The 25,904-nt window shown below is 74.9% G+C and carries 25 protein-coding genes, 3 tRNA genes and 1 other RNA gene; 12 read left to right on the top strand and 17 right to left on the bottom strand.

What is annotated here, in order from left to right:
* Positions 1 to 27: 27 nt before the first annotated feature.
* The 7 genes from GL259_RS19275 to GL259_RS19250 form a co-directional block, all read right to left on the bottom strand.
* On the bottom strand, positions 28 to 1,029 hold the full coding sequence (locus tag GL259_RS19275; RefSeq protein WP_159534454.1) for an RNA polymerase sigma factor SigF: 1,002 nt from the start codon (positions 1,027 to 1,029) through the stop codon (positions 28 to 30).
* Positions 1,030 to 1,161: 132 nt separating this feature from the next.
* Entirely contained in the window at positions 1,162 to 1,455 is a 294-nt protein-coding gene (locus GL259_RS19270; protein ID WP_159534452.1) for a Dabb family protein, read from the bottom strand.
* A complete protein-coding gene (locus GL259_RS37715; protein WP_166461528.1) occupies positions 1,455 to 1,631 on the bottom strand; it encodes a hypothetical protein in 177 nt (58 codons plus the stop codon). The genes GL259_RS19270 and GL259_RS37715 overlap by 1 nt, the downstream gene beginning before the upstream one ends.
* Before the next feature lie 103 nt (positions 1,632 to 1,734).
* Positions 1,735 to 1,819, bottom strand: a tRNA-Ser gene (locus GL259_RS19265).
* Positions 1,820 to 1,864: 45 nt separating this feature from the next.
* Positions 1,865 to 2,296, bottom strand: a complete 432-nt coding sequence (gene tadA, locus GL259_RS19260) for a tRNA adenosine(34) deaminase TadA (protein ID WP_159534450.1) — start codon at positions 2,294 to 2,296, stop codon at positions 1,865 to 1,867.
* 56 nt (positions 2,297 to 2,352) lie between these two features.
* Positions 2,353 to 2,898, bottom strand: a complete 546-nt coding sequence (locus tag GL259_RS19255; RefSeq protein ID WP_159538776.1) for a hypothetical protein — start codon at positions 2,896 to 2,898, stop codon at positions 2,353 to 2,355.
* 408 nt (positions 2,899 to 3,306) lie between these two features.
* Positions 3,307 to 3,510 (bottom strand): hypothetical protein, encoded by a 204-nt coding sequence (locus GL259_RS19250; protein ID WP_159534448.1) that lies wholly within the window; start codon positions 3,508 to 3,510, stop codon positions 3,307 to 3,309.
* 137 nt (positions 3,511 to 3,647) lie between these two features.
* Between GL259_RS19250 and upp the strand changes: the two genes are divergently transcribed.
* The gene (upp, locus tag GL259_RS19245) at positions 3,648 to 4,283 is read left to right on the top strand and encodes a uracil phosphoribosyltransferase (protein ID WP_159534446.1); all 636 of its coding nucleotides are present in this window, start codon (positions 3,648 to 3,650) and stop codon (positions 4,281 to 4,283) included.
* A 41-nt stretch (positions 4,284 to 4,324) separates the two neighbouring features.
* Here the strand turns inward: upp and GL259_RS19240 are convergent, their stop codons facing one another.
* The 3 genes from GL259_RS19240 to GL259_RS19230 form a co-directional block, all read right to left on the bottom strand.
* A complete protein-coding gene (locus GL259_RS19240) occupies positions 4,325 to 4,933 on the bottom strand; it encodes a LytR C-terminal domain-containing protein (RefSeq protein ID WP_159538774.1) in 609 nt (202 codons plus the stop codon).
* 145 nt (positions 4,934 to 5,078) lie between these two features.
* Positions 5,079 to 5,375: a type II toxin-antitoxin system VapB family antitoxin gene (locus GL259_RS19235; RefSeq protein WP_004943146.1), complete on the bottom strand. Its 297-nt coding sequence runs from the start codon at positions 5,373 to 5,375 to the stop codon at positions 5,079 to 5,081.
* Positions 5,376 to 5,506: 131 nt separating this feature from the next.
* Positions 5,507 to 6,229 (bottom strand): siderophore-interacting protein, encoded by a 723-nt coding sequence (locus GL259_RS19230; RefSeq protein ID WP_159534444.1) that lies wholly within the window; start codon positions 6,227 to 6,229, stop codon positions 5,507 to 5,509.
* Positions 6,230 to 6,304: 75 nt separating this feature from the next.
* Here GL259_RS19230 and GL259_RS19225 point away from each other — a divergent pair, with 75 nt between their 5' ends.
* The 5 genes from GL259_RS19225 to GL259_RS19205 all read left to right on the top strand — a co-directional run bounded on the left by GL259_RS19225 (position 6,305) and on the right by GL259_RS19205 (position 12,289).
* Complete coding sequence (locus tag GL259_RS19225; protein WP_159534442.1) at positions 6,305 to 8,446, top strand: penicillin acylase family protein; 2,142 nt, start codon at positions 6,305 to 6,307, stop codon at positions 8,444 to 8,446.
* Positions 8,439 to 9,047 carry a GNAT family N-acetyltransferase gene (locus tag GL259_RS19220; protein ID WP_159534440.1) on the top strand — a complete coding sequence of 203 codons (609 nt, stop codon included), beginning with the start codon at positions 8,439 to 8,441 and terminating at the stop codon, positions 9,045 to 9,047. The genes GL259_RS19225 and GL259_RS19220 overlap by 8 nt, the downstream gene beginning before the upstream one ends.
* On the top strand, positions 9,044 to 9,523 hold the full coding sequence (locus tag GL259_RS19215; RefSeq protein WP_159534438.1) for a cupin domain-containing protein: 480 nt from the start codon (positions 9,044 to 9,046) through the stop codon (positions 9,521 to 9,523). The genes GL259_RS19220 and GL259_RS19215 overlap by 4 nt, the downstream gene beginning before the upstream one ends.
* On the top strand, positions 9,520 to 10,290 hold the full coding sequence (locus GL259_RS19210) for a glucose 1-dehydrogenase (RefSeq protein ID WP_208026494.1): 771 nt from the start codon (positions 9,520 to 9,522) through the stop codon (positions 10,288 to 10,290). The genes GL259_RS19215 and GL259_RS19210 overlap by 4 nt, the downstream gene beginning before the upstream one ends.
* A 175-nt stretch (positions 10,291 to 10,465) precedes the next feature.
* The gene (locus tag GL259_RS19205) at positions 10,466 to 12,289 is read left to right on the top strand and encodes a copper resistance protein CopC (RefSeq protein ID WP_159538772.1); all 1,824 of its coding nucleotides are present in this window, start codon (positions 10,466 to 10,468) and stop codon (positions 12,287 to 12,289) included.
* On the opposite strand, the gene GL259_RS19200 is transcribed toward GL259_RS19205, so the two are convergent.
* The 4 genes from GL259_RS19200 to GL259_RS19185 form a co-directional block, all read right to left on the bottom strand.
* Positions 12,263 to 13,225 (bottom strand): DUF72 domain-containing protein, encoded by a 963-nt coding sequence (locus GL259_RS19200; protein WP_159534434.1) that lies wholly within the window; start codon positions 13,223 to 13,225, stop codon positions 12,263 to 12,265. The genes GL259_RS19205 and GL259_RS19200 overlap by 27 nt on opposite strands.
* A gap of 103 nt (positions 13,226 to 13,328) precedes the next feature.
* A complete protein-coding gene (locus GL259_RS19195; RefSeq protein WP_208026620.1) occupies positions 13,329 to 13,739 on the bottom strand; it encodes a four-helix bundle copper-binding protein in 411 nt (136 codons plus the stop codon).
* Between the two features lie 158 nt (positions 13,740 to 13,897).
* Positions 13,898 to 14,512, bottom strand: a complete 615-nt coding sequence (locus GL259_RS19190) for a DUF4396 domain-containing protein (protein ID WP_243762334.1) — start codon at positions 14,510 to 14,512, stop codon at positions 13,898 to 13,900.
* A gap of 368 nt (positions 14,513 to 14,880) precedes the next feature.
* Positions 14,881 to 14,968 (bottom strand) — tRNA-Ser (locus GL259_RS19185).
* A gap of 72 nt (positions 14,969 to 15,040) precedes the next feature.
* Between GL259_RS19185 and ffs the strand changes: the two genes are divergently transcribed.
* From ffs to GL259_RS19155, 6 genes are all read left to right on the top strand, one after another.
* Positions 15,041 to 15,139: signal recognition particle sRNA small type (ffs, locus tag GL259_RS19180), an RNA gene on the top strand.
* Between the two features lie 86 nt (positions 15,140 to 15,225).
* The gene (locus GL259_RS19175) at positions 15,226 to 17,520 is read left to right on the top strand and encodes a DNA polymerase III subunit gamma and tau (protein ID WP_159534428.1); all 2,295 of its coding nucleotides are present in this window, start codon (positions 15,226 to 15,228) and stop codon (positions 17,518 to 17,520) included.
* Positions 17,521 to 17,653: 133 nt separating this feature from the next.
* Positions 17,654 to 18,949 (top strand): phosphoribosylamine--glycine ligase, encoded by a 1,296-nt coding sequence (purD, locus tag GL259_RS19170; protein WP_159534426.1) that lies wholly within the window; start codon positions 17,654 to 17,656, stop codon positions 18,947 to 18,949.
* Between the two features lie 333 nt (positions 18,950 to 19,282).
* Positions 19,283 to 21,061, top strand: coding sequence for a hypothetical protein (locus GL259_RS19165; protein ID WP_159534424.1), 1,779 nt, complete (start codon positions 19,283 to 19,285; stop codon positions 21,059 to 21,061).
* A 231-nt stretch (positions 21,062 to 21,292) separates the two neighbouring features.
* Positions 21,293 to 22,801: a N,N-dimethylformamidase beta subunit family domain-containing protein gene (locus tag GL259_RS19160; protein ID WP_159534422.1), complete on the top strand. Its 1,509-nt coding sequence runs from the start codon at positions 21,293 to 21,295 to the stop codon at positions 22,799 to 22,801.
* 155 nt (positions 22,802 to 22,956) lie between these two features.
* Entirely contained in the window at positions 22,957 to 23,856 is a 900-nt protein-coding gene (locus tag GL259_RS19155) for a phosphoribosylaminoimidazolesuccinocarboxamide synthase (protein WP_159534421.1), read from the top strand.
* A gap of 46 nt (positions 23,857 to 23,902) precedes the next feature.
* On the opposite strand, the gene GL259_RS19150 is transcribed toward GL259_RS19155, so the two are convergent.
* The 3 genes from GL259_RS19150 to GL259_RS19140 form a co-directional block, all read right to left on the bottom strand.
* Positions 23,903 to 23,975: transfer RNA gene (locus GL259_RS19150), tRNA-Gly, on the bottom strand.
* A gap of 23 nt (positions 23,976 to 23,998) precedes the next feature.
* On the bottom strand, positions 23,999 to 24,619 hold the full coding sequence (locus GL259_RS19145; protein WP_159534420.1) for a response regulator transcription factor: 621 nt from the start codon (positions 24,617 to 24,619) through the stop codon (positions 23,999 to 24,001).
* Entirely contained in the window at positions 24,616 to 25,890 is a 1,275-nt protein-coding gene (locus GL259_RS19140; protein WP_159534419.1) for a sensor histidine kinase, read from the bottom strand. Before GL259_RS19140 ends, GL259_RS19145 begins: the two co-directional genes overlap by 4 nt.
* Positions 25,891 to 25,904 lie beyond the last annotated feature (14 nt).

Here is a 25,904-nt window from a genome sequence, read left to right as displayed (position 1 = left end):
CACTGGTGAGCGATTCGCTCGCGCAGGTTACGCGTCGATCCTGTTTGCGGATCTCAGCCGCTGGAAGCTACGTGCCAGTAGCCGGGACACGTGCATCTGCGAGACGCCGAGTTCCGCACTGATCTGCGACTGCGTCAGATTGCTGTAGTACCGCAGCAACAGGATGCGCTGCTCCCGCTCGGGCAGTTGGACGAGCAGGTGCCGGACGAGGTCGCGGTGCTCGACGCCGTCCAGGGCGGGGTCCTCGTAGCCGAGCCGGTCCAGCAGCCCCGGCATGCCGTCGCCCTCCTGCGCGGCCTCCAGCGAGGTCGCGTGGTACGACCGTCCGGCCTCGATGCAGGACAGCACCTCCTCCTCGGTGATGCGCAGCCGCTCGGCGATCTCCGCGGTCGACGGGGAGCGTCCGAAGGCGGTCGTCAGGTCCTCGGTCGCCCCGTTGACCTGCACCCACAGTTCGTGCAGCCGGCGCGGTACGTGGACGGTGCGGACGTTGTCGCGGAAGTACCGCTTGATCTCGCCGACCACCGTCGGCATCGCGAACGTCGGGAACTGCACGCCCCGGTCCGGGTCGAAGCGGTCGATGGCGTTGATGAGCCCGATGGTGCCGACCTGGACGACGTCCTCCATCGGCTCGTTGCGGGAGCGGAAGCGGGCGGCGGCGTAGCGCACCAGGGGGAGGTTGGCCTCGATGAGCGCCGCGCGCACGCGGGCGTGCTCCGGGCTGCCCGGCTCCAGCTCCTTGAGCTGGCCGAAGAGCACCTGGGTCAGGGCCCGGGTGTCGGCGCCCCGGCGCCTGGCCGGGTTCGGGGCCGGGTCCGGGTCAGGGGCCGGGTCCGGCCCCTGAGCGGAGTCCGGGGCCGAGTGCGCGTGCCGGTCGGTGGTCGGAGTCCGCGCCGGGTCCGGTGGCCGGACCGGAGGCGAAGCCGAAGCCGGGGCCTGGGCGGACGCCTGGTCCTGGGGCGGCGCAGTACTGGCCGACACGGTCAACGCCACCTCTTCATCGGTCAACTCGTTCGTCAACTCGTCCATCAAAAGCGGTCATAGCATCACAAGACAGGCTCACTGTGTGCAAGCACCGCATATTCCGTGTTGGGTGTGAACACGGGCCCCTCCATAGGAAAGCCCCCGCCGTCACGGCGGAGGGCTTCTGGGGGCAGAAGGTCAGAATTCGTAGTCGGCGATCACCCACGTGGCGAACTCGCGCCACAGTCCGACGCCCGCCTGGTGCTCCGGGTGCTCCACGTACCGGGCGAGGGCCCGGGCGTCCTCGAACGCCGAGTTGATGGCGAAGTCGTAGGCGATGGGGCGGTCGCTGATGTTCCAGGCGCACTCCCAGAAACGGATCTCCGGGATCTTGCCGTCGAGCGAGCGGAAGGCCTCCACGCCCTCCACGACCCTCGGGTCGTCCCGCTCGACGCCCTCGTTCAGCCTGAAGAGCACCAGGTGGCGGATCATCACTTTCCTCCGTCCGCGAGCCAGGTCATGAAGTCGCCGACGGCTTTCGCGGCGTCCGATATGCCCTCGAACCCTATCTGGACGTAGTCGGCCGCCCCGGCCGGATCCGTGATGATCACGTACAGCACGAAGACCACAAGGACGTAGACGGCGATCTTCTTCGCATTCACCGCCATCGCGGCCCTCCCCTGTCACTGACGTGCGCCGGTGTCACACGTGCATCGAGCGGGGCCCATGATCGCACGAAGGGCCCCGTCTGACGACAGGGCCCTTCAGGAGCGGTAGCGGAGGGATTTGAACCCTCGGTGACTTGCGCCACACTCGCTTTCGAGGCGAGCTCCTTCGGCCGCTCGGACACGCTACCGAGGGAGACCTTACAGCACAGGGGGGCGTGGTTCGAAATCGGTGTTCACCGCTCGCGGAAGAACTCCGTGAGCGGCCGGGCGCACTCCTCGGCGAGCACGCCCTCGATCACCTCGGGCCGGTGGTTGAGCCGCCGGTCGCGCAGGACGTCCCAGAGGGAACCGGCCGCGCCGGCCTTCTCGTCGCGCGCGCCGTAGACGACCCGGTCCACCCGCGCCTGCTGGATCGCGCCCGCGCACATCGTGCACGGCTCCAGCGTGACCACCAGGGTGCAGCCCGCCAGCCGCCACTCCCCGAGGCGCGCGGCGGCCCGCCGGACGGCGAGCACCTCGGCGTGCGCCGTGGGGTCGCCGCCGGCCTCGCGCTCGTTGTGGCCGCGGGCCAGCACGGTGGTGCCGTCCGGGGCCAGGACGACGGCCCCGACCGGGACGTCCCCGCCCCGGACGGCCCGTTCGGCCTCGTCCAGGGCGAGTCGCATCGCGGACCGCCAGGGGTCGCGCACCGGGTCCGGCGGCCCGGGGGCGGCCGGCGCGGTCAGCGGACGGTCTCCAGGACCTCGGAGGCGCCCAGGGCCTCCGCGATCTCGCTGAGGGCGTCCTCGGTCATCGAACGCAACTCCTTCTCGCTCACGCCCAGGTCCTCCAGGACCTGCGCGTCACCGACCGGTCCGTGCGGCACGGCGTCGGCGGAGCCGACGGCGACCGCGCCGGCCCCGGCGCCGGCGTCCTCGTCGTCGGGTTCACCGTCCTCCGTGCCGTCGAGGTCCAGGGCGTCCAGGTCGGCACCGTCGTCCCCGGGCTCACGGCCCAGCAGCTCGTCGGTGAGCAGGATCTCCCCGTAGCTGCTGCGAGCGGCTGCGGCGGCGTCGGAGACGTAGATCCGGGGATCCTCCTCGCCGTCCACGCGGACGACGCCGAACCAGCCGTCCTCCTGCTCGATCAGCACGAGCACCGTGTCCTCGTCGGGAGAGGCTTCCCGGGCCAGGTCGGCCAGATCCGACAGGGTTTCCACATCGTCGAGCTCCGTGTCGCTCGCTTCCCACCCGTCTTCGGTGCGCGCGAGCAGTGCGGCGAAGTACACCGTGACTCTCCCACTGGTCATAGGCGTGCCGGTTGGGGGTCCCCCCGGCGGAGGCTGCGGGTGGGGAGTGCTCTCCAGAGCCCCACCCATTCGGAATCGTGGCAGAAACAAAGCCATCAGGGGACGTCTTCGGCTCCCTGTGTCCGGCGGTTTCGACCGCAGGCCGCCGAGTGTGCCCGTGAAGGACTCACCAGCGCACTCGTTGCCGCCACGTGCGGATCGTACGCGGCTTTGCCCGTCCTCCCCGCGCGGCCGCTTCGGAAACACGCGCGCGTTACGCGATCTTCCTGTGCGCGCGCCGCGCACGCGCCGTACGCGCGGTCCGCGCCGCCGGCCCCCGCCGTCGGTAAGGGCCACCGGTACGGGCCGCGGGCACGGGCCGCCGACACGCCGTGCATCCGGGTTCGCCTACCAGCGGAAGGTCCGCATGCGCATCGCGTGGCGCAGCCGGGCCGCCTTGGCGCGGCGCGGCTGGACCCGGTCGCGCAGGGCCCGGGCCTCGGCGAGCTCGCGCAGGAACCGGGCGCGGCGCCGCCGCCGCTCGGCCTCCGTCTCGGCCGGGCCGGGCCTCTCGCGCGACGACGGATCGTCTCGGTACTCCTGCTCAGGCATCGGTTCACCACCTCAGTCCGTCCCTCCCACTTTCCCCCGGACGAGCGGTTTGACGCCAGCGAGTGAGTGGCGGGGGGCCGGGCGGCTTGCCGCGCGCGGGGACACCGGGCCCTCCGGGCCCGGTTACTGTTGGGGACATGCGTCTCCACGTCGTCGACCACCCCCTGGTCGCCCACAAGCTCACCACGCTGCGCGACCAGCGCACCGACTCCGCGACCTTCCGCCGTCTCGCCGACGAGCTGGTCACCCTGCTCGCCTACGAGGCCACGCGTGACGTGCGCACCGAGCAGGTCGACATCCAGACGCCGGTGGCGCGGACCACGGGGGTGAAGCTGTCCCACCCGCGCCCGCTGGTGGTGCCGATCCTGCGGGCCGGTCTCGGGATGCTGGACGGCATGGTCCGGCTGCTGCCGACCGCCGAGGTGGGTTTCCTCGGCATGATCCGCAACGAGGAGACGCTGCAGGCCTCGACGTACGCCACCCGGATGCCGGAGGACCTCTCCGGGCGTCAGGTGTACGTCCTGGACCCGATGCTCGCCACCGGCGGCACGCTGGTCGCGAGCATCCAGGAGCTGATCAAGCGCGGCGCGGACGACGTGACCGCCGTGGTGCTGCTGGCCGCGCCGGAGGGCGTCGAGGTCATGGAGCGCGAGCTGGCCGGCACCCCGGTGACGGTCGTGACGGCGTCGGTCGACGAGCGCCTCAACGAGCTGGGTTACATCGTGCCGGGCCTCGGCGACGCCGGGGACCGGATGTACGGGGCGGCCGAGTAGGACCGGTCCGCCCGTTCACCGGGACGGTCCTTTGCCGCCGTTCAGCAGCCCTTCTTCACGGTGGGCGCCGGCTCGGGCTCGGTCAGTGCGGCCAGGGCCCGGTCGGCGTCCGTCTTCTTCGTCAGACCGCGGAACGCGTCGCCGATGATGAGGTCGACCTCGCTCCCCTTGCGGGCGGCGTCGGTGCGGCGTTCGGCGCCGGCGAGCTGGGCGCCGAGCACCGGCAGCGAGGTGTCGAGGGCGGAGTCGGGCCCGAGCAGCACACCGGTGCTCTTGACCTTCTTGTCGTACTCCTTGGTCGCGTTGGCGACCTCGCCGATCCTGAAGCCGCGCTCCTTCAGCTCGTCGGCGGTCTTCTGGGCGAGACCGCCGCGGGTGGTGGCGTTGAGGACGTTGACCGTGATCGTGCCGGGCTCGGGAAGGGCCTTCGGGACGGCCACGGGGCTCGCCTTGACGGCGCAGACGGCCTTGGTGCCGGCCGTGGAGGCGGGGTCGCCGCCGGTGAACACGTCGATGAGCTGCAGCGTGCCCCAGCCGGCGGCGCCGAGCACGGCGAGCGAAGCGGCGGTCAGGACGACGAGCCTGCCGCGCCGCCGGGGCCGGCGCATCCGCGGGTACTTGTCACCCGTGATCCGGTACTGGCCGCCCATGCCGGGAGGAGTGAGCATGCTCATGGGCGCAGCGTAATGCGCCCGGGCGACAATGGATACCGGGTGATCATCCGACTGTGTGCAGGCTGACCCGAAAGGGTCAAACCGGCCGCGACGGGGGTGTCGGCGGGGCGCCGGAGCGGCGTCAGTCCAGCTCGAGGACGCGGGCGTGCAGCACCTGCCGCTGCTGGAGCGCCGCCCGCACCGCGCGGTGCAGCCCGTCCTCCAGGTACAGGTCGCCCTGCCACTTCACGACGTGCGCGAAGAGGTCGCCGTAGAAGGTCGAGTCCTCGGCGAGGAGGGTCTCGAGGTCGAGCTGCTGCTTGGTCGTCACGAGCTGATCGAGGCGGACCGGGCGCGGCGCGACGTCCGCCCACTGCCGGGTGCTCTCCCGGCCGTGGTCGGGGTACGGCCGGCCGTTTCCGATGCGCTTGAAGATCACACGGAAAGCCTACCGGTCAAGACGTTCCGGGCGCAGCCATGGCGCCGGAGTACGACACCGGAAAAATCATCCGGGAACGGGACGGACGGGAACGCGGTCCGGCCGGCCGGACCGCGTCCGCCGCCGCCCGCTCAGCCCGCGCGCCAGTACCCCAGCGCGTGCGTCCGCTGCTTGGGCACGCCCAGTTCCTTGCGGACGAACGCCGACAGCGTCCGGGTGGTCGCGGTGTCGCAGGCGATCCAGACGTACGGGTCCACACTGGCCCGCAGCAGCTCGGGCAGGTCGGCCCGCACCCGCTCGACCAGCGCCGCCCCGGCCTCCCGCCGGGGCACCTCGCGCACCTCGTGCCGCTCCGGGTCGGCCCGCCAGGGCAGCCCGTCGAGCGTGCCCTCGAACCAGACGGTCGCCGGAGCCGAACCCAGCGCGCCGAGCAGCGAGTTGATGGCCGGCAGCGAGGCCGGGTCGCCGACCGCGAAGACGTGGGAGGGGGCGGGGCTGGGCTCCTCGAACCCCGTGCCCTGCACGGTCGCCTCGAGGGTGTCCCCGGGCTTCGCCGCCCGCGCCCAGTCGCTGGCGCACCCCTCGTGCAGCGCGAACTCCAGGCTGAAGGTGCCGGCCGCCGGGTCCGGGTCGACCAGGGTGTACGCCCGCTGGTGCGGCCGGCCCGCGTTGTCGAACCACAGCCGCACCCACATCGTGGGGTGGACCCCGGTCGCCGCCAGCATCCCCCCGTCGGCGAAGCGCACCCGCCGGTACGCGGCGGTGACGTCCTCGGCCCCCGTCACGGTGAACCGGAAGTCCTTCGCGCGCAGCAGTTTGAGGACCGCGCCCTCCCAACCCCGCCCCTGCCCCATCGCGTCTTCACCCTTCGCGTACGATTCCGCCACGATTACTTAGGGGAGCCTAACCTAAAGCGAAATGAGGGCACAGTGGTCGGAGAGATCTTTCGGGACCCCTGGGGCATCCCCCATCTGCGCGCGGCCGACGCGAACGGGCTCGCCCACGCCCAGGGCCGGGTCACCGCCCTCGACCGGGCCTGGCAGCTGGAGGTGGAACGGCACCGCGCGCAGGGCACCTCGGCGTCCTTCCTCGGCCCCGAGGCCCTGCCCTGGGACCGCTTCGCCCGCCGCGCCCGCCTGGCCGACACGGCCCGCCGCTGCTGGGACGAACTGGAGCGCAGGGACCCGGAGACGGCCGACTGGGTCCGGGCCTACACGGCGGGCGTGAACGAGGGGCTGAGCGCCGCCACCGCCCCCGAGTTCGCCCGCGTGTCCCTCACCCCCGGCCGCTGGGAGCCCTGGACCCCCCTCGGGGTCTGGCTCGCCACCCACATCCTCTTCGCCGGGTTCCCCGCCAAGCTGTGGCGCGAGCACGTCGCCGCCCACCTCGGCGCGGACGCCGTCGGCCTGTTCGCCACCGACGGCCCCGGCACCGCGGGCAGCAACGGCTGGCTCGTCGCCGGGGAGCGCACGGTCACCGGGCAGGCGGTCATCGCCGGGGACCCGCACCGCTTCATCGAGGACCCCGGCGTCTACCAGCAGATCCGCCTGTCCTGCCCGGAGTTCGACGTCGTCGGCCTCGCCGTGCCCGGCGTCCCCGGCATCGCCCACTTCGGCCACACCGGCACGGTCGCCTGGGCCATCACCAACGCCATGGCCGACTACCAGGACCTCTACCGCGAGCGGCTGCGCCGCACCGACGGGGGCACCCCCTGCTCGAGCGGAGCCGAGAGCTCGGGGGACGGCGTGGAGGCGCTCGGCCCGGACGGGGCGTGGCACCGCGCCGCCCGGCACACCGAGACCGTCGAGGTGGCGGGCGAGGACCCGGTCGAGGTGGAGGTCGTCGAGACCGACCGCGGCCCCGTCGTCATCGGCGGCCCCGAGGGCCTCGACGACGGGGTGCCCGAGCCCGGCGGACCCCCGCTCGCCGTCGCCCTGCGTCACCCGCCCCGCGTCACCGGCGACCTCGGCTTCTCCGCCCTGCTGCCGCTGCTGCGGGCCCGCCGCGTCGCCGACGTGGACCGGGCCGTCGACCTGTGGGCCGAGCCGGTCAACGTGATCATGGCCGCCGACACCGAGGGCGGCACCCTGCACCGGGTGGCCGGCCGGGTCCCGGTGCGCTCCGAGGCCAACCGCACCCGCCTGGTGCCGGCCTGGGAGCCCGGGCACGAGTGGCGGGGCTGGCACGAGCCGCCGCGCGCCGGACTGACCGACGGCGTCGCCGTGATGGCCAACCAGCGCGGCCCCGCGGCCCCGCTCGGCGTCGAGTTCGCCCCGCCGCACCGCGCCGACCGCATCACCGCGCTGCTGGGCCGGCGGACGCGCTGGTCCGCCGCCGACATGTCCGCGATCCACACGGACACCCACCTCGCCTCCGCGGCCGCCCTGCTGGACCGCCTCGCCGCCCTCGACGGCACGGACCTGAGCGGCCCGGCCGCCGCCCTGCGCGACCGCCTGCTGCGCTGGGACCGCCGCATGGACGCGGACAGCGCCGACGCGGCCGCCTTCGCGGCGGTGCGCGGCGCGGTCGTACGGCACCTCGCGGCGCACCCCGCGTTCGCCGCGACGGCCGCCCCGCCCGCGTACCCGGAGGTCTTCCGGCCCTGGCTCGCGCTGGTCCCGCGCATCGGCTACGCCCTCGAACACCTCCTCACCGCGAAGGAGCTGTTCGGCGTCGACCGTCCGGCGGCCGTCCGCGCGGCCCTGGAGGAGGTGGCCGCCCGGCCGCCCGCCGGCACCTGGGGCGACACCCACCGCCTGGCACCCTGGCGGGCCCTGCCCCTGGAGACGCCCTACGACGAACCCGGTCTGTCCGGCGACCACGACTGCGTGCTGTGCACCTCGCCCGTGCCCGGCCTGACCGACCTCGCCGCGCGCGGCCCGGCCGCCCGGTACGTCTGGGACCTGGCCCGGCGCGAGGACAGCCGCTGGGTGGTGCCGTTCGGCGCCTCGGGCGTCCCCGGCTCACCCCACCACCGCGACCAGCAGGCCCCGTGGCTCGCGGGGGACCTCGTCCCGGTCGTCACCGACTGGGACCGGCTGCACGAGGAAACAGAGGAGACCGATGTCTGACCCGTACGCCTCCCGCCCGTCCGTCCACGAACAGGAGGTCGAGGGCTTCGGCACCGTGCGCGTCCTGCCGCTGGACGCGGCGGCCGACGCGCCCCTGCTGCACCGCTGGGTGAGCGAGGAACGCGCCGCCTTCTGGGGCATGAACGGCCTCACCGAGGAGCGGGTCGCCGAGATCTACGCCCACCTGGACACCCTCGACACGCACCACGCCCACCTCGTCCTCAAGGACGGCACACCGGTCGCGCTGCTCCAGACCTACGAGCCGGGGGCCGACCGGGTCGGCGAGTGCTACCCCGTCGAGCCCGGCGACATCGGCGTCCACCTGCTGCTCGCCCCCACCGGGTCCGACGGGGCGCGTCCCGGCTGGACCGCCGGACTGGTGACCGCCGTCCTCGCGTACGTCCTGCTGGGCCTGGACCGCGAGCGCGTGGTGGTCGACCCCGACGTGGCCAACGACAAGGCGATCGCCCGCTTCCTGAAGCAGGGCTTCACCCCCGGTCCCGAGGTCGTGCTGCCGGAGGTCGACCTGCCCGACGTGTACCTGCCGGAGAAGAAGGCCCGACTCGCCTTCCTCACCCGGGAGGTAGCCTTCGGCGGGTGACTCCCGACGACCTCGTCGCCCACTACGGAATGGAACCGATCCCCCGTGAGGGCGGGCGGTTCCGGCGGACCTGGGCGGGTCCCGAGCGGCCCGACGGCCGGCCCGAGGGCACCGCCATCGTCGCCCTGCTCACCGACGGGCCGGACGACTTCTCCGCCCTGCACCGCCTGCCCGCCGACGAGGTCTGGCACTTCTACCTCGGCGACCCGCTCCAACTGCTCCTCCTCGCCCCCGACGGCAGCGCGCGCACACCCGTGCTGGGCCCGGACGTCCTCGGCGGCCAGCACGTCCAGCTCACCGTGGACGCCGGCACCTGGATGGGGGCACGGGTGGCGCAGGGCGGGAGCTGGACGCTCTTCGGCTGCACGATGGCGCCCGGCTTCACCCCCGAGGGCTACGAGCACGGGGACGCGGCGGAACTGACGGCGCGCCACCCGGACCGGGCGGACCTGATCGCGGCACTGTGCCGGCCGTGAGCCGGCCGGGACTGCTGGAGGGACAGGTCGCCCTGGTCACCGGCGCGGGCGGCGGCATCGGCCGGGGCGTCGCCCTGCGGTTCGCCGAGGAGGGCGCCGCGGTCGCGCTGCACTGCCGCACGGCGGTGCCGTCCGCGCGCGACACCGCCGACCGCATCCGGGAGGCGGGCGGCGAGGCCGTCGTCCTGCGCGCCGACCTGACCGACGAGGACGCCTGCCGCCGCCTGGTGTCGGAGGCGGCGCAGTGGGGCGGGGGCCGGCTGACGGCGTTGGTCAACGGCGCGGGGGTGCAGCCGGTCCGGGAGCTCGCCGGGATGACGGCGGCCGAGTGGAGGGCGGTCGTGGACACCAACCTCACCAGCGCCTTCGCCTGCACCCAGGCGGCGGCGGAGCTCATGCGGGAAGGGGGCGGCGGTTCCGTCACCCACCTCGCCTCCGTCGAGGCGCACCGCCCGGCGCCGGGCCACGCCCACTACTGCGCGTCCAAGGCGGCGGTCGTGATGCACGCCCGCGCGGCGGCCCTGGAGTACGGCCCGTGGGGGGTCCGCGTCAACACGGTCTCGCCCGGCCTGATCGAGCGGGAGGGACTGGAGGACGCCTGGCCGGAGGGCGTGCGCCGCTGGCGCCGGGCGTCCGCCGTGGGCCGGCTCGGCCGCCCGGAGGACATCGGCGACGCCTGCGTGTTCCTGGCCTCCCGGCTCGCGTCCTGGGTGACGGGCCACGACCTGGTGGTGGACGGAGGGGTCTCGGCCCGGCCGACCTGGTGAGGCGGTGGCGAGCGGGCCGCACGGTGAACACACCGCGCCCCGCGTCCGTACCCAACCGGAACCGGACGGCCGGGAGGAGGGGGACGACGTGGGGCGACGGCGCAGCGGGGCGGCGACGGACGGCGGCCGGCGGGCCCGGGCGGCGGACCGCGGGACCCGGCGGCTTCCGCGGCTGGTGCCGCTGGGCGCCGTGCTGGTCCTGCTCCTCCTCGGCGGCGCGGCCCCGGCGAGCGCCCACGCCGCCCTGAGCGGCACCGACCCCGGGGACGGAAGCGTCGTCGGGTCCGCCCCCCGGCGCATCACCCTGACCTTCACGGAGTCCGTCGGCCTGCTCGAGGACTCCTTCCGCGTCTACGGCCCCGACAACCGCCGGGTGCGCCTGGGCGAGCCGCGCCACGCGGACGGCGCCCCCGACACCGCCCGGGTCGGCCTGCCCGGCGGGCTCGCCGAGGGCACCTACACGGTGGCCTGGCGGGTGGTCTCCGCCGACAGCCACCCGGTCTCCGGCGCCTTCACCTTCTCCGTCGGCAAGCCCTCGCCCGCCGCGCCCGCGGTGCCCGCGGAGCGGGCCGGGCACCCGGTCACCACGAGCCTCCACGACACCGCCCGCCACCTCGCGTACATCGCCGCCGCCCTGCTCGTCGGCACGGCGGCGTTCGCGGCCCTGTGCCGTCCGCCGGACACCGCCCCGCTGCGGCTGCCGCTGCTCACCGGCTGGTGGACGCTGCTGACGGCCACGGTCGCCCTCCTCGTCCTGCGCGCCCCGTACGAGGCCGGGACGGCACCGGCCACCGCCCTGGACGCCTCCGCCCTCGCCCGCACCCTCACCGGCCGCCCGGGGACCGCCCTGCTCGTCCGGCTGGCGCTGCTCCTGTCGGCGGCGGCGGTGTTCCTGTGGACCTCCCGGCGCCGTGCGGCGGCTGCGGAACCGGAACCGGGCGGGGCGTCCCGCGCGCACCTGGCGGCGGGCACCGCCCTGTCCGTCGGCCTCGCCCTGACCTGGGCGGCGGCCGAGCACGCCTCCGCCGGGATCCAGGTCCCGGCGGCGATGACGTCGTCCGTCCTGCACCTGCTGGCGATGGCGTGCTGGCTCGGCGGTCTGACGGCCCTGCTGCTCACCCTGTACCGCGCGAAGACCCCGCCGCCCGCCACCACGGTCACCCGCTTCTCCCGGCTGGCCTTCGCCTCGGTGACCGTCCTCGTCGTCACCGGCGTCTACCAGTCCTGGCGCGGCCTCGGCTCCTGGGCCGCGCTCACGGAGACGTCGTACGGCAGGACCCTGACCGTCAAACTGGTCGTGACGGCGGCCCTGCTGGCGGTGGCGGGAGTGTCCCGCCGCTGGACGGCGCGCCTGGCGGCGGCGAAGGCACCGGTGGCGGCGGAGGAGCGGGTGCCGGAACCGGTGGGAGCGGCGGGGGCGGGCCCGGGGCCGGGGACCGGGGAGCCGGGGACCGGGGAGGCACAGGCGGGCCTCGGGAGCCGGCCCGGCCGCCCGTCGGACGGGCCGGACCGCCACCGTCGGGCCCTGCGGCTGTCCGTGCTGGTCGAAGTGGCCGTGGGCGTCGTGGTGCTGCTGATCACGACGGTGCTGACCGGCACCCTCCCGGCCCGTGCGGAGGCCGAGGCCGCCGAGGCGGCCCCGGTGGCCGGGCTCCCCGGCGCGACGGCGGTCACGATCCCCTACGACGTGGGCGTCCCCGGCGGCACGGGCCGGGTGCAGATCACGCTGGACCCGGGCCGGGTGGGCGAGAACGGCGTCCAGGCGGTGGTCTTCGGCGCCGACGGCGGCCTGGTGGCCGTACCGGAACTCCGGCTGTCCTTCACCCTCCCCGCGAAGGACATCGGGCCCCTCGACGCCGGGTTGACCGACCGGGGCGGCTACTGGGCCACCAACGACCTCGACCTGCCCCTCGAGGGCACCTGGACGATGAAGGCGACGATCAGGGTGTCCGAGCTGGACCAGGTGAGCGAGTCACGGAAGGTGCGGATCACCGGGTGACCGGCCGCCCTCGGAGGACGGACCGCCGGCGGACGACCGGCCGACGGGCACTCCGCCGGCGAGGGGCCCGTCGGCGGACGCCCCCTCGGCGGGCCGCCCGAGCAGTCCGTCCATGAGCTCGGCGGCACGCACGGAGGCGTCCCCGCAGCACGTGTTGAACAGCACGTGCACCTGCTCGACCCGTTCGGCCAGCCGGCGCAACCGCGGCACCCACGCCCCGAGTTCGTCCGCCCCGTACGCGTACCGGAACCGGTCCTCCTTGCTGCCCGTGCCCCAGGCGGCGCTGCGTCCGTGGAACCGCACCACGGACAGACGGGGAGAGGTGACGGGCGTGACCGGCGGCACGGACGAGGGCAGCGACTGCACCATGTCGACGCCGACGGCGGCCATCGCGCACCGGGCGAGCAGCGCGGACGTGGCCTCGGCACGCCCCGCCTCCCACCACGAGGGGTGCCGGAACTCCACGGCGAGGGGCCATCCCTCGGCCCGCCGCGCGCACTCCTCCACGACCTCCTCGCCCCGCGCCCCCGCCCGCAGCCACGGCGGGAACTGGAACAGCACGCTCCCCAGCCGCCCGCTCCGGCGCAGCGGCGCGATCCCCTCGGCGAACCGTGCCCACACCTCGTCCAGGACCACCGGGTCGCGCGCGTCGGGCGGCAGCCCGTCGGGCATCACCGCGCTCCGCGTGGGGTGTCCGGTCAGCAGCGAGAACGCCTTGACGTCGAACACGAACCCGTCGGGCGTCCGCTCCGCCCACAGCCGGCTGTTCCGCTCGGAGGGCAGGGCGTAGTACGACGCGTCGACCTCCACGACGGGAAACCGCTCCGCGTAGTACCGCAGCCGCCCCTCGGCGTCCCGCCGCCCCACCGGGTACCAGCCGCTGCCGACCAGTGCCCGGTCGGTCCACGAACAGGTCCCCACGAGGATGTCACCCATGAGGCCCGGCTACCCGCGGCGCCTCCTCGCAGACACCGGCCGGCGTGCCGTCACCCCCCGCACGCCCCGGCGGGCGGGGTGGAGGGGCCCCGGGGCCGGGGAGTCAGCCGAGGGACCGGAGGAGCTCGTCGCACGCCTGCTCGCACGAGCGGCAGGCCTCGGCGCACAGACGGCAGTGCTCGTGCTGGTCGGCGTGCGCGGAGCACTCGTCGGCGCAGGCCCTGCAGGCGGTGGCGCACGCGGTGAGGATCGCGCGGGTGACGTTGGCGTCGTAGCCGGTGTGCCGGGACAGCACGGAGGCGGTGGTGTCGCAGATGTCGGCGCAGTCCATGTCGGTGCGGATGCACTTGGTGAGCTCGCCGACCATCCCCTCGGACAGACAGGCGTCCGCGCACGCCGTGCACGCCTGGGCGCAGGCGACGCACTCCTCGATGCACCGGGTGAGTTTGTCGCGGTCCACCCGCCCCAGGTCGGCCGGGTAGGTCGCGAGCATGTCCCTGACGGTCGTCACGATCGGTCCTCCTTGGTCGCTGCCGGGAGGCGGCGCGGCCGGGCCGGCCGCGCCCCGTGCGTTCCCGGCCCCTGCCGGGTCGGCCCGCTGGGGGAGCGCAAACGCGTCCGGGGCGCTCCGGACTCCTCCGGGCGCCCCGGACGCGAGGTCCGGTCCGGTGCTCAGTGATGGTGGGCGTGGACGACGGCGTGGCCCTTGCCGCGGCCGATCATCCACTTGTTGACCGGAGTGGTGACCAGGAAGGCGACCGCGAATCCGCCGAGCAGGGCCGACCAGAACAGCCCGTCGGACAGGTGGGCGTCCATCGCGCCCGGGGTGAGGGCGATGATCGCGTTGTCGACGAACTCCATCACCGCGATCGAGACGGTGTCGGCGGCCAGCGCCACCTTGACCGCGGACTTGAGGTCCAGGCCCGCCCGGACCACCGCGAACAGGGTGAACGAGTAGCCGAACAGGAACGCCAGCGCGATCGCCAGGACCATGGTGGGCACGTTGCCCCACAGCAGCGCGGTGCCGATGACCATGCCGAGGATCTCGCCGATGGCGCAGCCGGTCAGGCAGTGCAGGGTCGCCTTCGCCGCCATGGACCAGGAGGCCCCGGGACGGGCGCCGTGGTGCGCCGCGTGACCGGCGGGACCGCGCTCGCGGCCGGGGCCGGTCCCGTGATCCGTGTGACCTGCATGACGTCCGTGACTCGCATGACCTTCGTGGCCCGCGTGAGCGGCGTGGTCATGCGTGGTGTCGTCGTGATGACCGGTGTGCTCCATGACCTTCATCCCCTGTCCCGTCCAGTGTGGCCCACCGCAGGGCCTCACCTGCCTTCAATGTATACCCCCAGGGGGTATGCGTCCAGATGTGATCGGCCTCCGTCGTGACCGGGGGGCACCGGTGGCGGGGGCGCGCCGCCGGCGAGGGGCGGACGAGGGGGCGCGCTCGGGGAGCGCCGGAACGCGGGTGCCCGACGGCCGCCGTCCCCCGGTCCGGACGCCGGACGGGCGGAGCGGTGTGCGGCGGCACGGCCGAGGGCCTCGACGCGGGTCCGGCGCGCGTTCCGGGGCCGGCCGGGACGGAAAACGGGGCGGACGACGCCGAAGGGCCCCACCGCAAGCGGTGGGGCCCTTCGACAACGTGCCCGGTGAGGCACTGGCGGAGGATACGAGATTCGAACTCGTGAGGGGTTGCCCCCAACACGCTTTCCAAGCGTGCGCCCTAGGCCTCTAGGCGAATCCTCCGGTGGGAACATTACATGACCGAGAGGAGTGCTCGCGAACTCGTTCCCTCCCCGCCACATGAGGTAGCCTCTCCGTAGCCCCTCACGCGGCGCTATCTGACTGAACTCCCCCAGGGCCGGAAGGCAGCAAGGGTAGGTTGGCTCTGGCGGGTGCGTGGGGGGCGCTTGCGTGTGCGGGCGCGGATCCCGCGGCCCGGGACCCGGGGGCGGTCCGGCGGGCGGGGCCGGCTGTCGGTGGGCGCCTATAACCTCGTAGGCGTGTCGTCTCTCGCGCTGTACCGCCGCTATCGCCCGGAGTCGTTCGCCGAGGTCATCGGGCAGGAGCATGTCACCGACCCGTTGCAGCAGGCGCTGCGGAACAACCGGGTCAATCACGCGTACCTGTTCAGCGGCCCGCGCGGATGCGGCAAGACGACCAGCGCCCGGATCCTCGCGAGGTGCCTGAACTGCGAGAAGGGCCCCACGCCGACGCCGTGCGGCGAGTGCCAGTCCTGCCAGGACCTCGCGCGCAACGGCCCCGGTTCGATCGACGTCATCGAGATCGACGCCGCTTCCCACGGTGGTGTGGACGACGCCCGTGACCTGCGCGAGAAGGCGTTCTTCGGGCCCGCCTCCAGCCGCTACAAGATCTACATCATCGACGAGGCCCACATGGTCACCCCGCAGGGCTTCAACGCCCTGCTCAAGGTGGTCGAGGAGCCCCCGGAGCACCTGAAGTTCATCTTCGCGACCACCGAGCCCGAGAAGGTCATCGGGACGATCCGCTCGCGTACGCACCACTACCCGTTCCGGCTGGTGCCGCCGGGCACCCTGCGGGACTACCTCGGCGAGGTGTGCCGCCAGGAGGACATCCCCGTCGAGGAGAGCGTGCTGCCGCTCGTCGTGCGGGCCGGCGCCGGGTCCGTGCGTGACTCGATGTCCGTCATGGACCAGCTGCTCGCCGGCGCCGGGGAGGAGGGTGTGACGTACGCCATGGCCACCTCCCTGCTCGGGTACACGGACGGTTCGCTGCTCGACTCCGTGGTGGAGGCCTTCGCGACCGGCGACGGGGCAGCCGCCTTCGAGGTCGTCGACCGGGTGATCGAGGGCGGCAACGACCCGCGGCGGTTCGTCGCCGACCTGCTGGAGCGGCTGCGGGACCTGGTGATCCTCGCCGCCGTCCCGGACGCCGCGGAGAAGGGGCTCATCGACGCCCCCGCCGACGTCATCGAGCGGATGCAGGCCCAGGCCGGCGTCTTCGGCGCCGCCGAGCTCAGCCGCGCCGCCGACCTGGTCAACGAGGGGCTCACCGAGATGCGCGGCGCCACCTCGCCCCGCCTCCAGCTCGAGCTGATCTGCGCCCGCGTGCTGCTGCCCGCCGCCTACGGCGACGAGCGCTCGGTCATGGCCCGCCTGGACCGGATCGAGCGCGGCGTGAGCCTCCCGGCGGGCGGCGGCGCGGGTGTGCCCCCCATGGGGTACGCGCCCGGGCCGGACGTCCACGGGGGAGCGGCGGCCGGTCAGGCGCGGGGCCACGCCCCGGTTCCGCCGGGCGGCGGCCCCGCCGCCGCCCGGGCCGCGGTGCGGGCTCCGGTGGGCGGCCCCGGCGGCGCGGCCGCCCCGGCTCCGCAGGCGGCTCCCGCACCGCCCGCGCCCGCACCCTCCGCTCCCGTGCCGTCGGCGCCGGCTCCCGCGCCCGCTCCGGTGCAGGCTCCGCCGGCCGCCGCGCCGAGCGCTCCCGCGACGCCCGCCCCCGGTGCCTGGCCCACCGCCGCCTCCGCCGGCGGAGGCGGCCGTCGGCCCGGCGGCTGGCCCACCGCGGCCCCGGCGGGCGGCGGGGCGGCCCCGTCCCCGGCCGCGCCGGGCGCCCCCGCGCCCCAGGCGGCTCCCGCACCGTCCGCACCATCCGCGCCGTCGGCTCCCGCGCCCTCGGGCGGCGGTGGCCTCGACCCCCGCATGCTCTGGCCGGACATCCTGGAGGCGGTCAAGAACCGCCGCCGCTTCACCTGGATCCTGCTCAGCCAGAACGCCCAGGTGACCGCGTTCGACGGCACCACCCTCCAGCTCGGCTTCGTGAACGCCGGCGCGCGGGACAACTTCCTCAGCAGCGGCAGCGAGGACGTACTGCGCCAGGCGCTGGCCGAGCAGTTCAACGTCCAGTGGAAGATCGAGTCGGTCGTCGACGCGTCCGGCGGCGCGGCGGCCCCCGCCCCGGCCGGACCCCCCGGCGGCCGTCACGGCGGCGGGGGAGGCCACGGCGGCGGGTACGGCGGCACCGGAGCCGGTCAGCGCCCCGCCGCCGCCCAGCCGTCCGCGCACGCCGCCTCCGTGCCGTCCGCGCCGCCCGTGCCGTCCTCCCCGTCCGGTGCCGCGCAGGCGGCCGGCGCCCCGGCGGCACCCGCGCCCGCCCCGGCGCCCCGGCCGTCCGCCCCGAAGCCGCCGCCCCCCGTCTCCCCCGAGGACGACATCCCCGAGGACGACGACCCCGACCTGGACGAATCCGCCCTCTCCGGGCAGGAGCTGATCGTCCGGGAGCTCGGCGCGACGGTGGTCGAGGAACTCACCAACGAGTAGGGCCGCCCCGCCCCGGGCCGTGACCACCGCACCGGCGCGCCGGGGGCCCCTGGAGGAACCCACAAAACCGCGCCGTCCACCCCTTCGGAAGCCCGCACAAAGCGAATCCGCCGCCTCCCGTTAGGCTGACCCCGTGAAGGTCCTCGTCATCGGAAGCGGCGCCCGCGAACACGCCCTGTGCCGCTCCCTGTCCCTCGACCCCGACGTCACCGCGCTGCACTGCGCCCCCGGCAACGCCGGCATCGCCGAGGTCGCCGAGCTGCACCAGGTCGACGCCCTCGACGGCGCGGCCGTGTCCGCACTGGCCACGAGGCTCGGCGCGGACCTCGTGGTGGTCGGCCCGGAGGCCCCCCTCGTCGCCGGTGTCGCCGACGCCGTGCGCGACGCGGGCATCGCGGTCTTCGGCCCCTCCAAGGAGGCCGCACGGCTCGAGGGCTCCAAGGCCTTCGCCAAGGACGTCATGGCGGGGGCGGGCGTGCCCACGGCCCGCTCGTACGTCTGCACGACGCCCGAGGAGGTCGACGCGGCCCTCGACGCGTTCGGCGCCCCGTACGTCGTCAAGGACGACGGGCTCGCCGCCGGCAAGGGCGTCGTCGTCACCGGTGACGTCGAGGCGGCCCGGGCGCACGCCGGTGCCTGCATGGGGACGTCCCCCGCGCCGTCGGGGCAGCGGGGGAGCGTGGTCGTCGAGGAGTACCTCGACGGTCCCGAGGTCTCCCTCTTCGCGATCACCGACGGCGAGACGGTCCTGCCCCTCCAGCCCGCCCAGGACTTCAAGCGCGCGCTGGACGGCGACGAGGGCCCGAACACCGGCGGCATGGGGGCGTACTCCCCGCTGCCGTGGGCGGACCCGAAGCTGGTCGACGAGGTCGTGCAGACGGTGCTCCAGCCGACGGTCGACGAGATGCGGCGCCGCGGCACCCCGTTCTCCGGCCTGCTCTACGCCGGCCTCGCCATCACCTCGCGCGGGGTGCGGGTGATCGAGTTCAACGCCCGCTTCGGCGACCCCGAGACGCAGGTGGTCCTGGCCCGCCTGAAGACCCCGCTGGCCGGCGTGCTGATGGCCGCCGCCACCGGGAACCTCGCCCACCTGGAGCCGCTGCGCTGGAGCGACGAGGCCGCGGTCACCGTGGTCGTCGCCTCGCACAACTACCCGGGCACCCCGCGCACCGGCGACCCGATCACCGGCCTCGACGAGATCGCCGCCGAGGACGCGCCGCACGCGTACGTGCTGCACGCCGGGACGCGGCGCGAGGGCGACGCGGTCGTCAGCGCGGGCGGCCGTGTGCTGTCCGTCACGGCGACCGGCGAGGACCTCGCCGAGGCGCGGGACCGCGCCTACCGCTCGGTGGCCCGCATCCGCCTCGACGGCTCCCAGCACCGCACGGACATCGCGGCGAAGGCGGCGGAGGCGGCACGGGACGCGTGACCGCGACGGGCGCCGTGACCGCGACGGGTGCCGTGACCGGCCCGCCCGCCGGCCCCGGACCCCTCGGCGCCGATGAACCCCGCAGGCCCCGGATCCGTCTCAGGATCCGGGGCCTGACCCTTGCGGTCGGTCATCCAGCTTTCCCCAAAGCCATTCCATCGAGTGAGCGGCGGGCCATCCGGCTGACGGGGGGCGGAGCCCCAACTAGGGTGCCGCGCAAGCGTTCCGGCACTTGGCCCATCGGCATTGCGATGTCGGAGGCGGGTGCCACAGTGGGGGAGTGAGCAACGCCAGGACAGCGTCAGGACCACCAGGAGGGGGTGGGGTCGGGCCATGAGCGCGAGCGGCACGGGAGCGGAGACGGGCACACGGACCGCGCGGTCACGGGCGCTCGCCGTGCTGCGCGTGCGCAGCCGGGCGCTGGCCGTCGCCGTGCTGCCGGCCGCCGGCGCCGTGATCCTGCTCGCCGGCGGCCCCACCGGCCACCTCCCGGGCACCGGCTGGGACCTCGCCCGCTGGATCCTCACGCCGGTCGCGGTGCTCGTCCTGCTCGCCGCCGCCGGGGTCGCCCTGGTCGTCGCCCGGGCCCGGCCCGCCGTGAGCCCGACGGTGCCGATCACCGAGGAGGCGGCCCCCGACCTGTACCGGATGGTGCGCGACCTCGCCGACCGCCTCGACGTCCCCGCGCCGTCCGCGATAGCGCTCACCCCGGACTGCGACAGCTGGCTCGAGGACCGCACCCATCCGGCCCACGGCCCGCCGCCCGCCGAGGAGCACGGCGACCTGGCGGGTGCGGGCCGGCACCCGGGCGCGGCCGCCGCGCCGGTGCTGGTGATCGGCTCCCCGTTCCTGTGGTGGATGCGCGTGGGCGAGCTGCGCGCGGTCCTCGCCCCGGTCGTCGCCGGTACGGGGCCGTCGGCGCACCCGGACATAGCGGCCGCCCGGCGTTTCGTGCGGGGCCTGGACGCGGCGGTGGCCGTGGCCTCGGCGCCCCGCCGGGGGCCGGTGTTCCGCGGGGTGCTCACGGGCGTCGGCTGGGTCGCCCGGGTGCTGCTGCGCGGCTGCCGGGTGCACGCCGCCGAGATGGAGCGCGGGGTCGCCGCCGCGGCGGCCGAACGCGCCCAGGCCGTGGACTACGGGCTGCGCATCGTCGCCCAGGAGCAGGTGGGCCTGGCGTACGCGGGCTGGGACCGGCTGCTCACCCGGGTGGCGCTGCCCGCCTGGCGGATGGGCCGCTGGCCCTCGCGGCTCAACGCCGGAGTGGTGGCGGCGCTCACCGAGCTGTCCCGCCGGGACCGGCTCGCCGAGGGCTTCGCCTCCCGGCTCGGCGAGCGCCCCGCCTGCGACCTGCTCGAGGAGCCCGGCGCGGTGGACGAGGCCGCCTCCCTCCTCGCCGCCCGCCTCTTCCACGGCGGCCCCGCGGAGCCCGGCCCGGCCTGGTCGCCGGTCCGCTGGGCCGACTACCCGGAGGAGGTCGTGGACCGCAAGTGGCGCACCGACGCCGCCCGCCTCCACCGGGTCCTGGACGCCCTGCGGGTGCGCCCCGTCGCCGACGGCGGCGGGCCGCCGGCCCCCGGCGGCCCGACCCTCTCCCGCGTCCTCGACCACCTGACGGCCCCGCCCGCCGATCCGGCCCCGCCCGCCGGTCCCGGGCCGGTCCCGGAGGACGACGAGGACCTGGCCGGCACCACCGCCCGCAGCGCCGCCCTGGCCGCCCGCCTGAGCGCCGAGCTGGCCCGGGAGGAGGCGGCGGCCTCCCGGCGCCCCGCCCCCGCCTCCTCCGCGGGCACCGTCCCCCCCGGCGCGCACGACCCCGTCCCCCTCTGGGACGACCGGGCCCTGCCCCTCTTCCCCCTCCAGCCCCCGCGGACCGCCCGCGAACTTCTCGCCGACCACATCACCGCGATGGTCTGCTGCGCGGCGATGGACACCGCGGGCGCCGCCCCCGGCCTCGACTGGCTCGACGGCCCGACCCTGCTCGTCGGCGGTGAACGGGCCGCGGACCTGTCCCCCCAGGTCCTGACCCTGATCGAGGACGGCGACCCCGCGGCCCTGCACCTGTGGCTGATCCGGCAGGGCATACGCCCGGAGAAACCGGTGCGGCTCGTCTAGCCGGAGACCGCCCCACCGCTTTCGGAGCTCGCCCTTCCGCTTTCGGTCAATTCCAGACGAACGGTGACGGAGCGCGCGCGTAATGTGATGTGCTTGGACCGTTCGCGTTCCCTGGCAAGGGCGCATGACATACGACAAACACATAACTACCGACAGGCACCATCCGTCGGACGACGGCCGAACGGCACCACGCACCGCACCACCACGGGGGCACGAGGGAGGGGAGCGACCATGGGTTCGGAGCACAGCCGCCGCTGGGAGTCGGGAGCGCTGGCGCACGCCGTGAACGATCCCTTCGGGCAGGGCCCCCTCCCGTGGCTGCGCGGCAACGAGACGTACTTCGGCGACACCGGCCAGGTCGTCCCCTGGTACGTGGACCAGGAACCGCCCCCCGGGGCCGTCGCCCGCCTCCCGAGGCAGGGCGCGTCCAGGGTCCCCGCCCCGCGCTCCTCCGGCGGTCCCCGCGCCGCCGACGACGTGCGCCGCCAGATCAAGGGGTTCGCCTCCACCGGCGGGGTCGCCCCCGGTGAGGCCATCGACTTCCACATCACCGTCGACCCGCCCCAGGAGTTCGGCGTCGACGTCTACCGCATCGGCCACTACAACGGCGACGGCGCCACCAAGATCACGTCCAGCCCGCGCCTCTCCGGCATCGTGCAGCCCCCGCCGCTCACCGCCGACCGCACCGTCTCCTGCCACCACTGGTGGCTGTCCTGGCGGCTGCCGATCCCGTCGTACTGGAGCGTCGGCGCGTACGTCGCCGTCCTCACCACGGCCGACGGCCACCGCTCGCACGTCCCGTTCACGGTCCGCGACGACCGCCCGGCCGACCTGCTCCTGGTGCTGCCCGACATCACCTGGCAGGCCTACAACCTCTATCCGGAGGACGGCCGCACCGGCGCCAGCCTCTACCACGCCTGGGACGAGGAGGGCCGCCTGCTCGGCGAGGCCGACGCCGCGACCACCGTCTCCTTCGACCGCCCGTACGCGGGCGCCGGCCTCCCGCTGCACGTCGGCCACGCCTACGACGTGATCCGCTGGGCCGAGCGCTACGGCTACGACCTCGCCTACGCCGACGCCCGCGACCTGCACGCCGGCCGCGTCGACCCCACCCGCTACCGGGGGCTGGTCTTCCCCGGCCACGACGAGTACTGGTCGCGGGCCATGCGCACCGCCGTGGAACGCGCCCGCGAGCACGGCACCTCCCTGGTCTTCCTCTCCGCCAACACGATGTACTGGCAGGTCGAGCTCGCCCCCTCCCCCTCCGGCCCCGACCGCCTGCTGACCTGCCGCAAGCGCAGGGGCCCGGGCAAACCGGCGCTGTGGCGGGAGACCGACCGCGCGGAGCAGCAGCTGCTCGGCATCCAGTACGCCGGTCACGTCCCCGAGCCGCAGCCGCTGATCGTCCGCAACGCCGGCCACTGGATGTGGGAGGCGACCGGCGCGCACGAGGGCGACGCCCTCGAGGGGATGGTCGCGGGCGAGGCCGACCGCTACTTCCCGCGCACCCCGCTGCCCGCGCACGAGGAGCGCGTCCTGCTCGCGCACTCCCCGTACACCGACCGCGAGGGCGTCCGGCGGCACCAGGAGACGTCCCTCTACCGGGCCCCCTCCGGCGCCTGGGTGTTCGCCTCCGGCACCTTCGCCTGGTCCCCGGCCCTGGACCGCCCCGGCCACGTCGACCCCCGCGTCCGGCGCGCCACCGCCAACCTCCTCGACCGCATCTGCAAGCGCGACTGAACCGGCCGGGACCCCGGGCGACGCACCCGCACCGACCCCTGGCCAAGACCGTTCGCCCCATACGGGAGAATCGAGTCATTGGCCCGCCCGTCTCCCGTCACCGCCCTGTGGGAGCCCCGCGGGCGCCCTCTTGTTCCACACCACGGGGAGGAACCGTGTCCGGATTCGTCGAGAAGCCCGAACCCCTCCAGGTTCCGGGCCTGGTACACCTGCACACCGGGAAGGTGCGCGAGCTGTACCGGAACGAGGCGGGTGACCTCGTGATGGTCGCCAGCGACCGCATCTCCGCCTACGACTGGGTGCTGCCGACCGAGATCCCCGACAAGGGCCGGATCCTCACCCGGCTCTCCCTGTGGTGGTTCGACCAGCTCGCCGACCTGCTGCCCAACCACGTCCTGAGCACCGGACTCCCGGCCGGCGCCCCGGCCGACTGGGAGGGCCGCACCCTCGTCTGCAAGTCCCTGGAGATGGTCCCGGTGGAGTGCGTGGCCCGCGGCTACCTCACCGGCTCCGGGCTGGCCGAGTACCAGGAGTCCCGCACCGTCTGCGGCCTCGCCCTCCCCGAGGGCCTGGTGGACGGCTCGGAACTGCCCGCCCCGATCTTCACCCCGGCCACCAAGGCCGCGGTCGGCGAGCACGACGAGAACGTCTCCTACGAGGAGGTCGCCCGCAAGGTCGGCGCGGACACCGCGGCCCGGCTGCGCCAGGCGACCCTCGCCGCCTACTCCCGCGCCCGCGACATCGCCCGCGACCGGGGGATCGTCCTCGCGGACACCAAGTTCGAGTTCGGCTTCGACGGCGAGACCCTGGTCATCGCGGACGAGGTGCTCACCCCGGACTCCTCCCGCTTCTGGCCGGCCGAGCGGTGGGAGCCGGGCCGCGCGCAGCCGTCGTACGACAAGCAGTACGTGCGGGACTGGCTGACGTCCGCCGAGTCCGGCTGGGACCGCCGGAGCGAGCAGCCCCCGCCGCCGCTGCCGCAGCACGTCGTGGACGCGACCCGGGCCAAGTACGTGGAGGCGTACGAGCGGCTGACCGGCACCACCTGGAGCTGAGCGCACGACGAAGGCCCCGGTCCGATGGACCGGGGCCTTCGTGCCGAGCGGACGACGAGGCTCGAACTCGCGACCTCAACCTTGGCAAGGTTGCGCTCTACCAACTGAGCTACGTCCGCGTTGCGCCGTGGCGCGAGGCCAACTATACCCAACCTCGCTCGCGGGCGAGACGCACCGCCGCGTGCCGGTTCTCCGCCCCGAGCTTGGAGACGGCCGAGGACAGGTAGTTCCGCACGGTCCCCTGGGACAGCGCGGCCCGCTCCGCGATCTCCGCCACGGGCGCCCCGTCCGCCGCGAGCTCCAGCACCTCCGCCTCGCGCGCGGTCAGCGGGGAGTCCCCGGCGGCGATCGCGTCGGCCGCCAACTCGGGGTCGACGTAGCGGTTTCCCGCGTGCACCGTGCGGATGATCTCCGCGAGGCGCTGTGCGCTGACGGTCTTGGGGACGAACCCGCGCACACCCGCCGCAAGCGCCCGCTTCAGGTGCCCCGGCCGCCCGTGACTGGTCACGATCAGCACCCGGCAGCCGGGCAGCTCCGCCCGCAGCGATGTGGCGACCTTCACACCGTCCGCGCCGGGCATCTGCAGGTCCAGGACGGCGACGTCGGGCGTGTGCGCCCGCGCCATCGCCAGCGCCTCCGGTCCGGTCGCGGCCTCGGCGACGACCACCAGGTCGTCCTCCAGCGACAGCAGGGTGGCGAGCGCCCCCCGGATCAGGTGCTCGTCGTCGGCCAGCAGCAGCCGCACGGGCCGGGGTTGCGTCATGGCGTGACCTCGCTCACGGGAAGGGGGGCGGGCGCGGCCGCGGACGCCGCGGGGGGAGCCTCGCCGGAACGCGCCGGCAGCGGGACCTCGGCGGTCAGCAGGAACCGCCCGTCCCCGGTGGGCCCGGCCCGCAGCGTCCCCCCGATCTCCGTCAGCCGCTCGCGCAGCCCGACGAGCCCGGACCCCCGGCCCGGACCGCCGGTCCGCGGCACCCCGTCGTTCTCCACCGTCAGCACCACGCGTCCCTCCCGTACTTGCAGCCCCACCGTGCACCGCCGTGCGTCCCCGTGCCGCAGGACGTTCGTGGCCGCCTCCCGCACCACCCAGCCGAGCGCGGACTGCACCGGCGCGGGCAGTCCCGTCACGGAGCCGTCGACCGTGCAGTCGATGCCGGCGGCGCTCAGCACGCCCCGCGCGCCCGTGAGTTCGCCGGCGAGGTCGGCCTCGCGGTAGCCGCGCACCACCTCGCGCACCTCCCGCTGCGCCTCGTGCGCCAGCCGCTGCACCTCGACCATCTGCGTCACGGCCTCCGGCCGCTCCCGCTGGGCGAGCTGGACGGCCAGCTCGCTCTTCAGCGCGATCACGGCCAGGTTTCGCCCCATCACGTCGTGCAGGTCCCGCCCGAACCTGAGCCGCTCCTCGGCGACGGCGAGCCGGGCGCGGGTCTCGCGGGCCTCGTCCAGTTCGTAGACGGCGTTGAGCAGCCAGACGGAGAAGGCGTAGGTGAAGGCGAAGAACCCGCCGCCGACCAGCACCAGCAGGGCGGTGACCAGCGCCACGGGCCCGGGCAGGCCGAGGGGGAGGGACACCGCCCCCGCGCCCGCCGAGAAGCCCGCCACGGCGGCGAACGCCCGCCGCCGGCCGCGGACGCCGACCGCGGCCGCGCCGGCGCCGAAGACCATCACGATCGCGAAGATCCCGCCGGCCGCGCCGTCGACGTCCTCGCCTGCGGGGCCGTGTTCGGCGACGGCGAGGGCGGTGACGGCCACCGTCACGGTGGTGGCACCGAGCACCCACAGGGTGCGGACGGGCTGCTCGCGCTGCCCGCGCAGCCAGTCCAGGGCGCGCGAGGCGGTCACGGCGCAGACCACGCTGTGCGCCGCCGCCATGAGCATCAGCAAGGCCGCCGTTCCCGGTCCGACCTGCCCGATCACCGGGCCGCCGGCACACGCGAGCTCGATCAGCGCGAACGAGTGGAACGACCACCGCGTGTACGTCTCGACCTTCGCCGGTGTGCTCTTGCGCCCCCACCAGCCGCCGGGCCTGCTCATGTCCCCGTGCTCCC

Source organism: Streptomyces sp. Tu 3180 (genome assembly GCF_009852415.1).
Taxonomy (GTDB): Bacteria; Actinomycetota; Actinomycetes; order Streptomycetales; family Streptomycetaceae; genus Streptomyces.
Note: the sequence above shows the minus strand (reverse complement) of the source record. Positions and strands in the feature narration are given on the sequence as shown.

Bases quoted from the DNA above. Each gene is read 5' to 3' on its own strand.
- GL259_RS19230 (WP_159534444.1), bottom strand. From the start codon at position 6,229: ATGGGGCAGGGGCGGGGTTGGGAGGGCGCGGTCCTCAAACTGCTGCGC.
- GL259_RS19270 (WP_159534452.1), bottom strand. From the start codon at position 1,455: ATGATCCGCCACCTGGTGCTCTTCAGGCTGAACGAGGGCGTCGAGCGG.
- GL259_RS19240 (WP_159538774.1), bottom strand. From the start codon at position 4,933: ATGGGCGGCCAGTACCGGATCACGGGTGACAAGTACCCGCGGATGCGC.
- GL259_RS19140 (WP_159534419.1), bottom strand. From the start codon at position 25,890: ATGAGCAGGCCCGGCGGCTGGTGGGGGCGCAAGAGCACACCGGCGAAG.
- GL259_RS19250 (WP_159534448.1), bottom strand. From the start codon at position 3,510: ATGCCTGAGCAGGAGTACCGAGACGATCCGTCGTCGCGCGAGAGGCCC.
- GL259_RS19145 (WP_159534420.1), bottom strand. From the start codon at position 24,619: ATGACGCAACCCCGGCCCGTGCGGCTGCTGCTGGCCGACGACGAGCAC.
- GL259_RS19190 (WP_243762334.1), bottom strand. From the start codon at position 14,512: ATGAAGGTCATGGAGCACACCGGTCATCACGACGACACCACGCATGAC.
- GL259_RS19165 (WP_159534424.1), top strand. From the start codon at position 19,283: ATGAGCGCGAGCGGCACGGGAGCGGAGACGGGCACACGGACCGCGCGG.
- tadA (WP_159534450.1), bottom strand. From the start codon at position 2,296: ATGCGACTCGCCCTGGACGAGGCCGAACGGGCCGTCCGGGGCGGGGAC.
- GL259_RS37715 (WP_166461528.1), bottom strand. From the start codon at position 1,631: ATGGCGGTGAATGCGAAGAAGATCGCCGTCTACGTCCTTGTGGTCTTC.
- GL259_RS19200 (WP_159534434.1), bottom strand. From the start codon at position 13,225: ATGGGTGACATCCTCGTGGGGACCTGTTCGTGGACCGACCGGGCACTG.
- upp (WP_159534446.1), top strand. From the start codon at position 3,648: ATGCGTCTCCACGTCGTCGACCACCCCCTGGTCGCCCACAAGCTCACC.
- GL259_RS19160 (WP_159534422.1), top strand. From the start codon at position 21,293: ATGGGTTCGGAGCACAGCCGCCGCTGGGAGTCGGGAGCGCTGGCGCAC.
- GL259_RS19275 (WP_159534454.1), bottom strand. From the start codon at position 1,029: ATGGACGAGTTGACGAACGAGTTGACCGATGAAGAGGTGGCGTTGACC.
- GL259_RS19220 (WP_159534440.1), top strand. From the start codon at position 8,439: ATGTCTGACCCGTACGCCTCCCGCCCGTCCGTCCACGAACAGGAGGTC.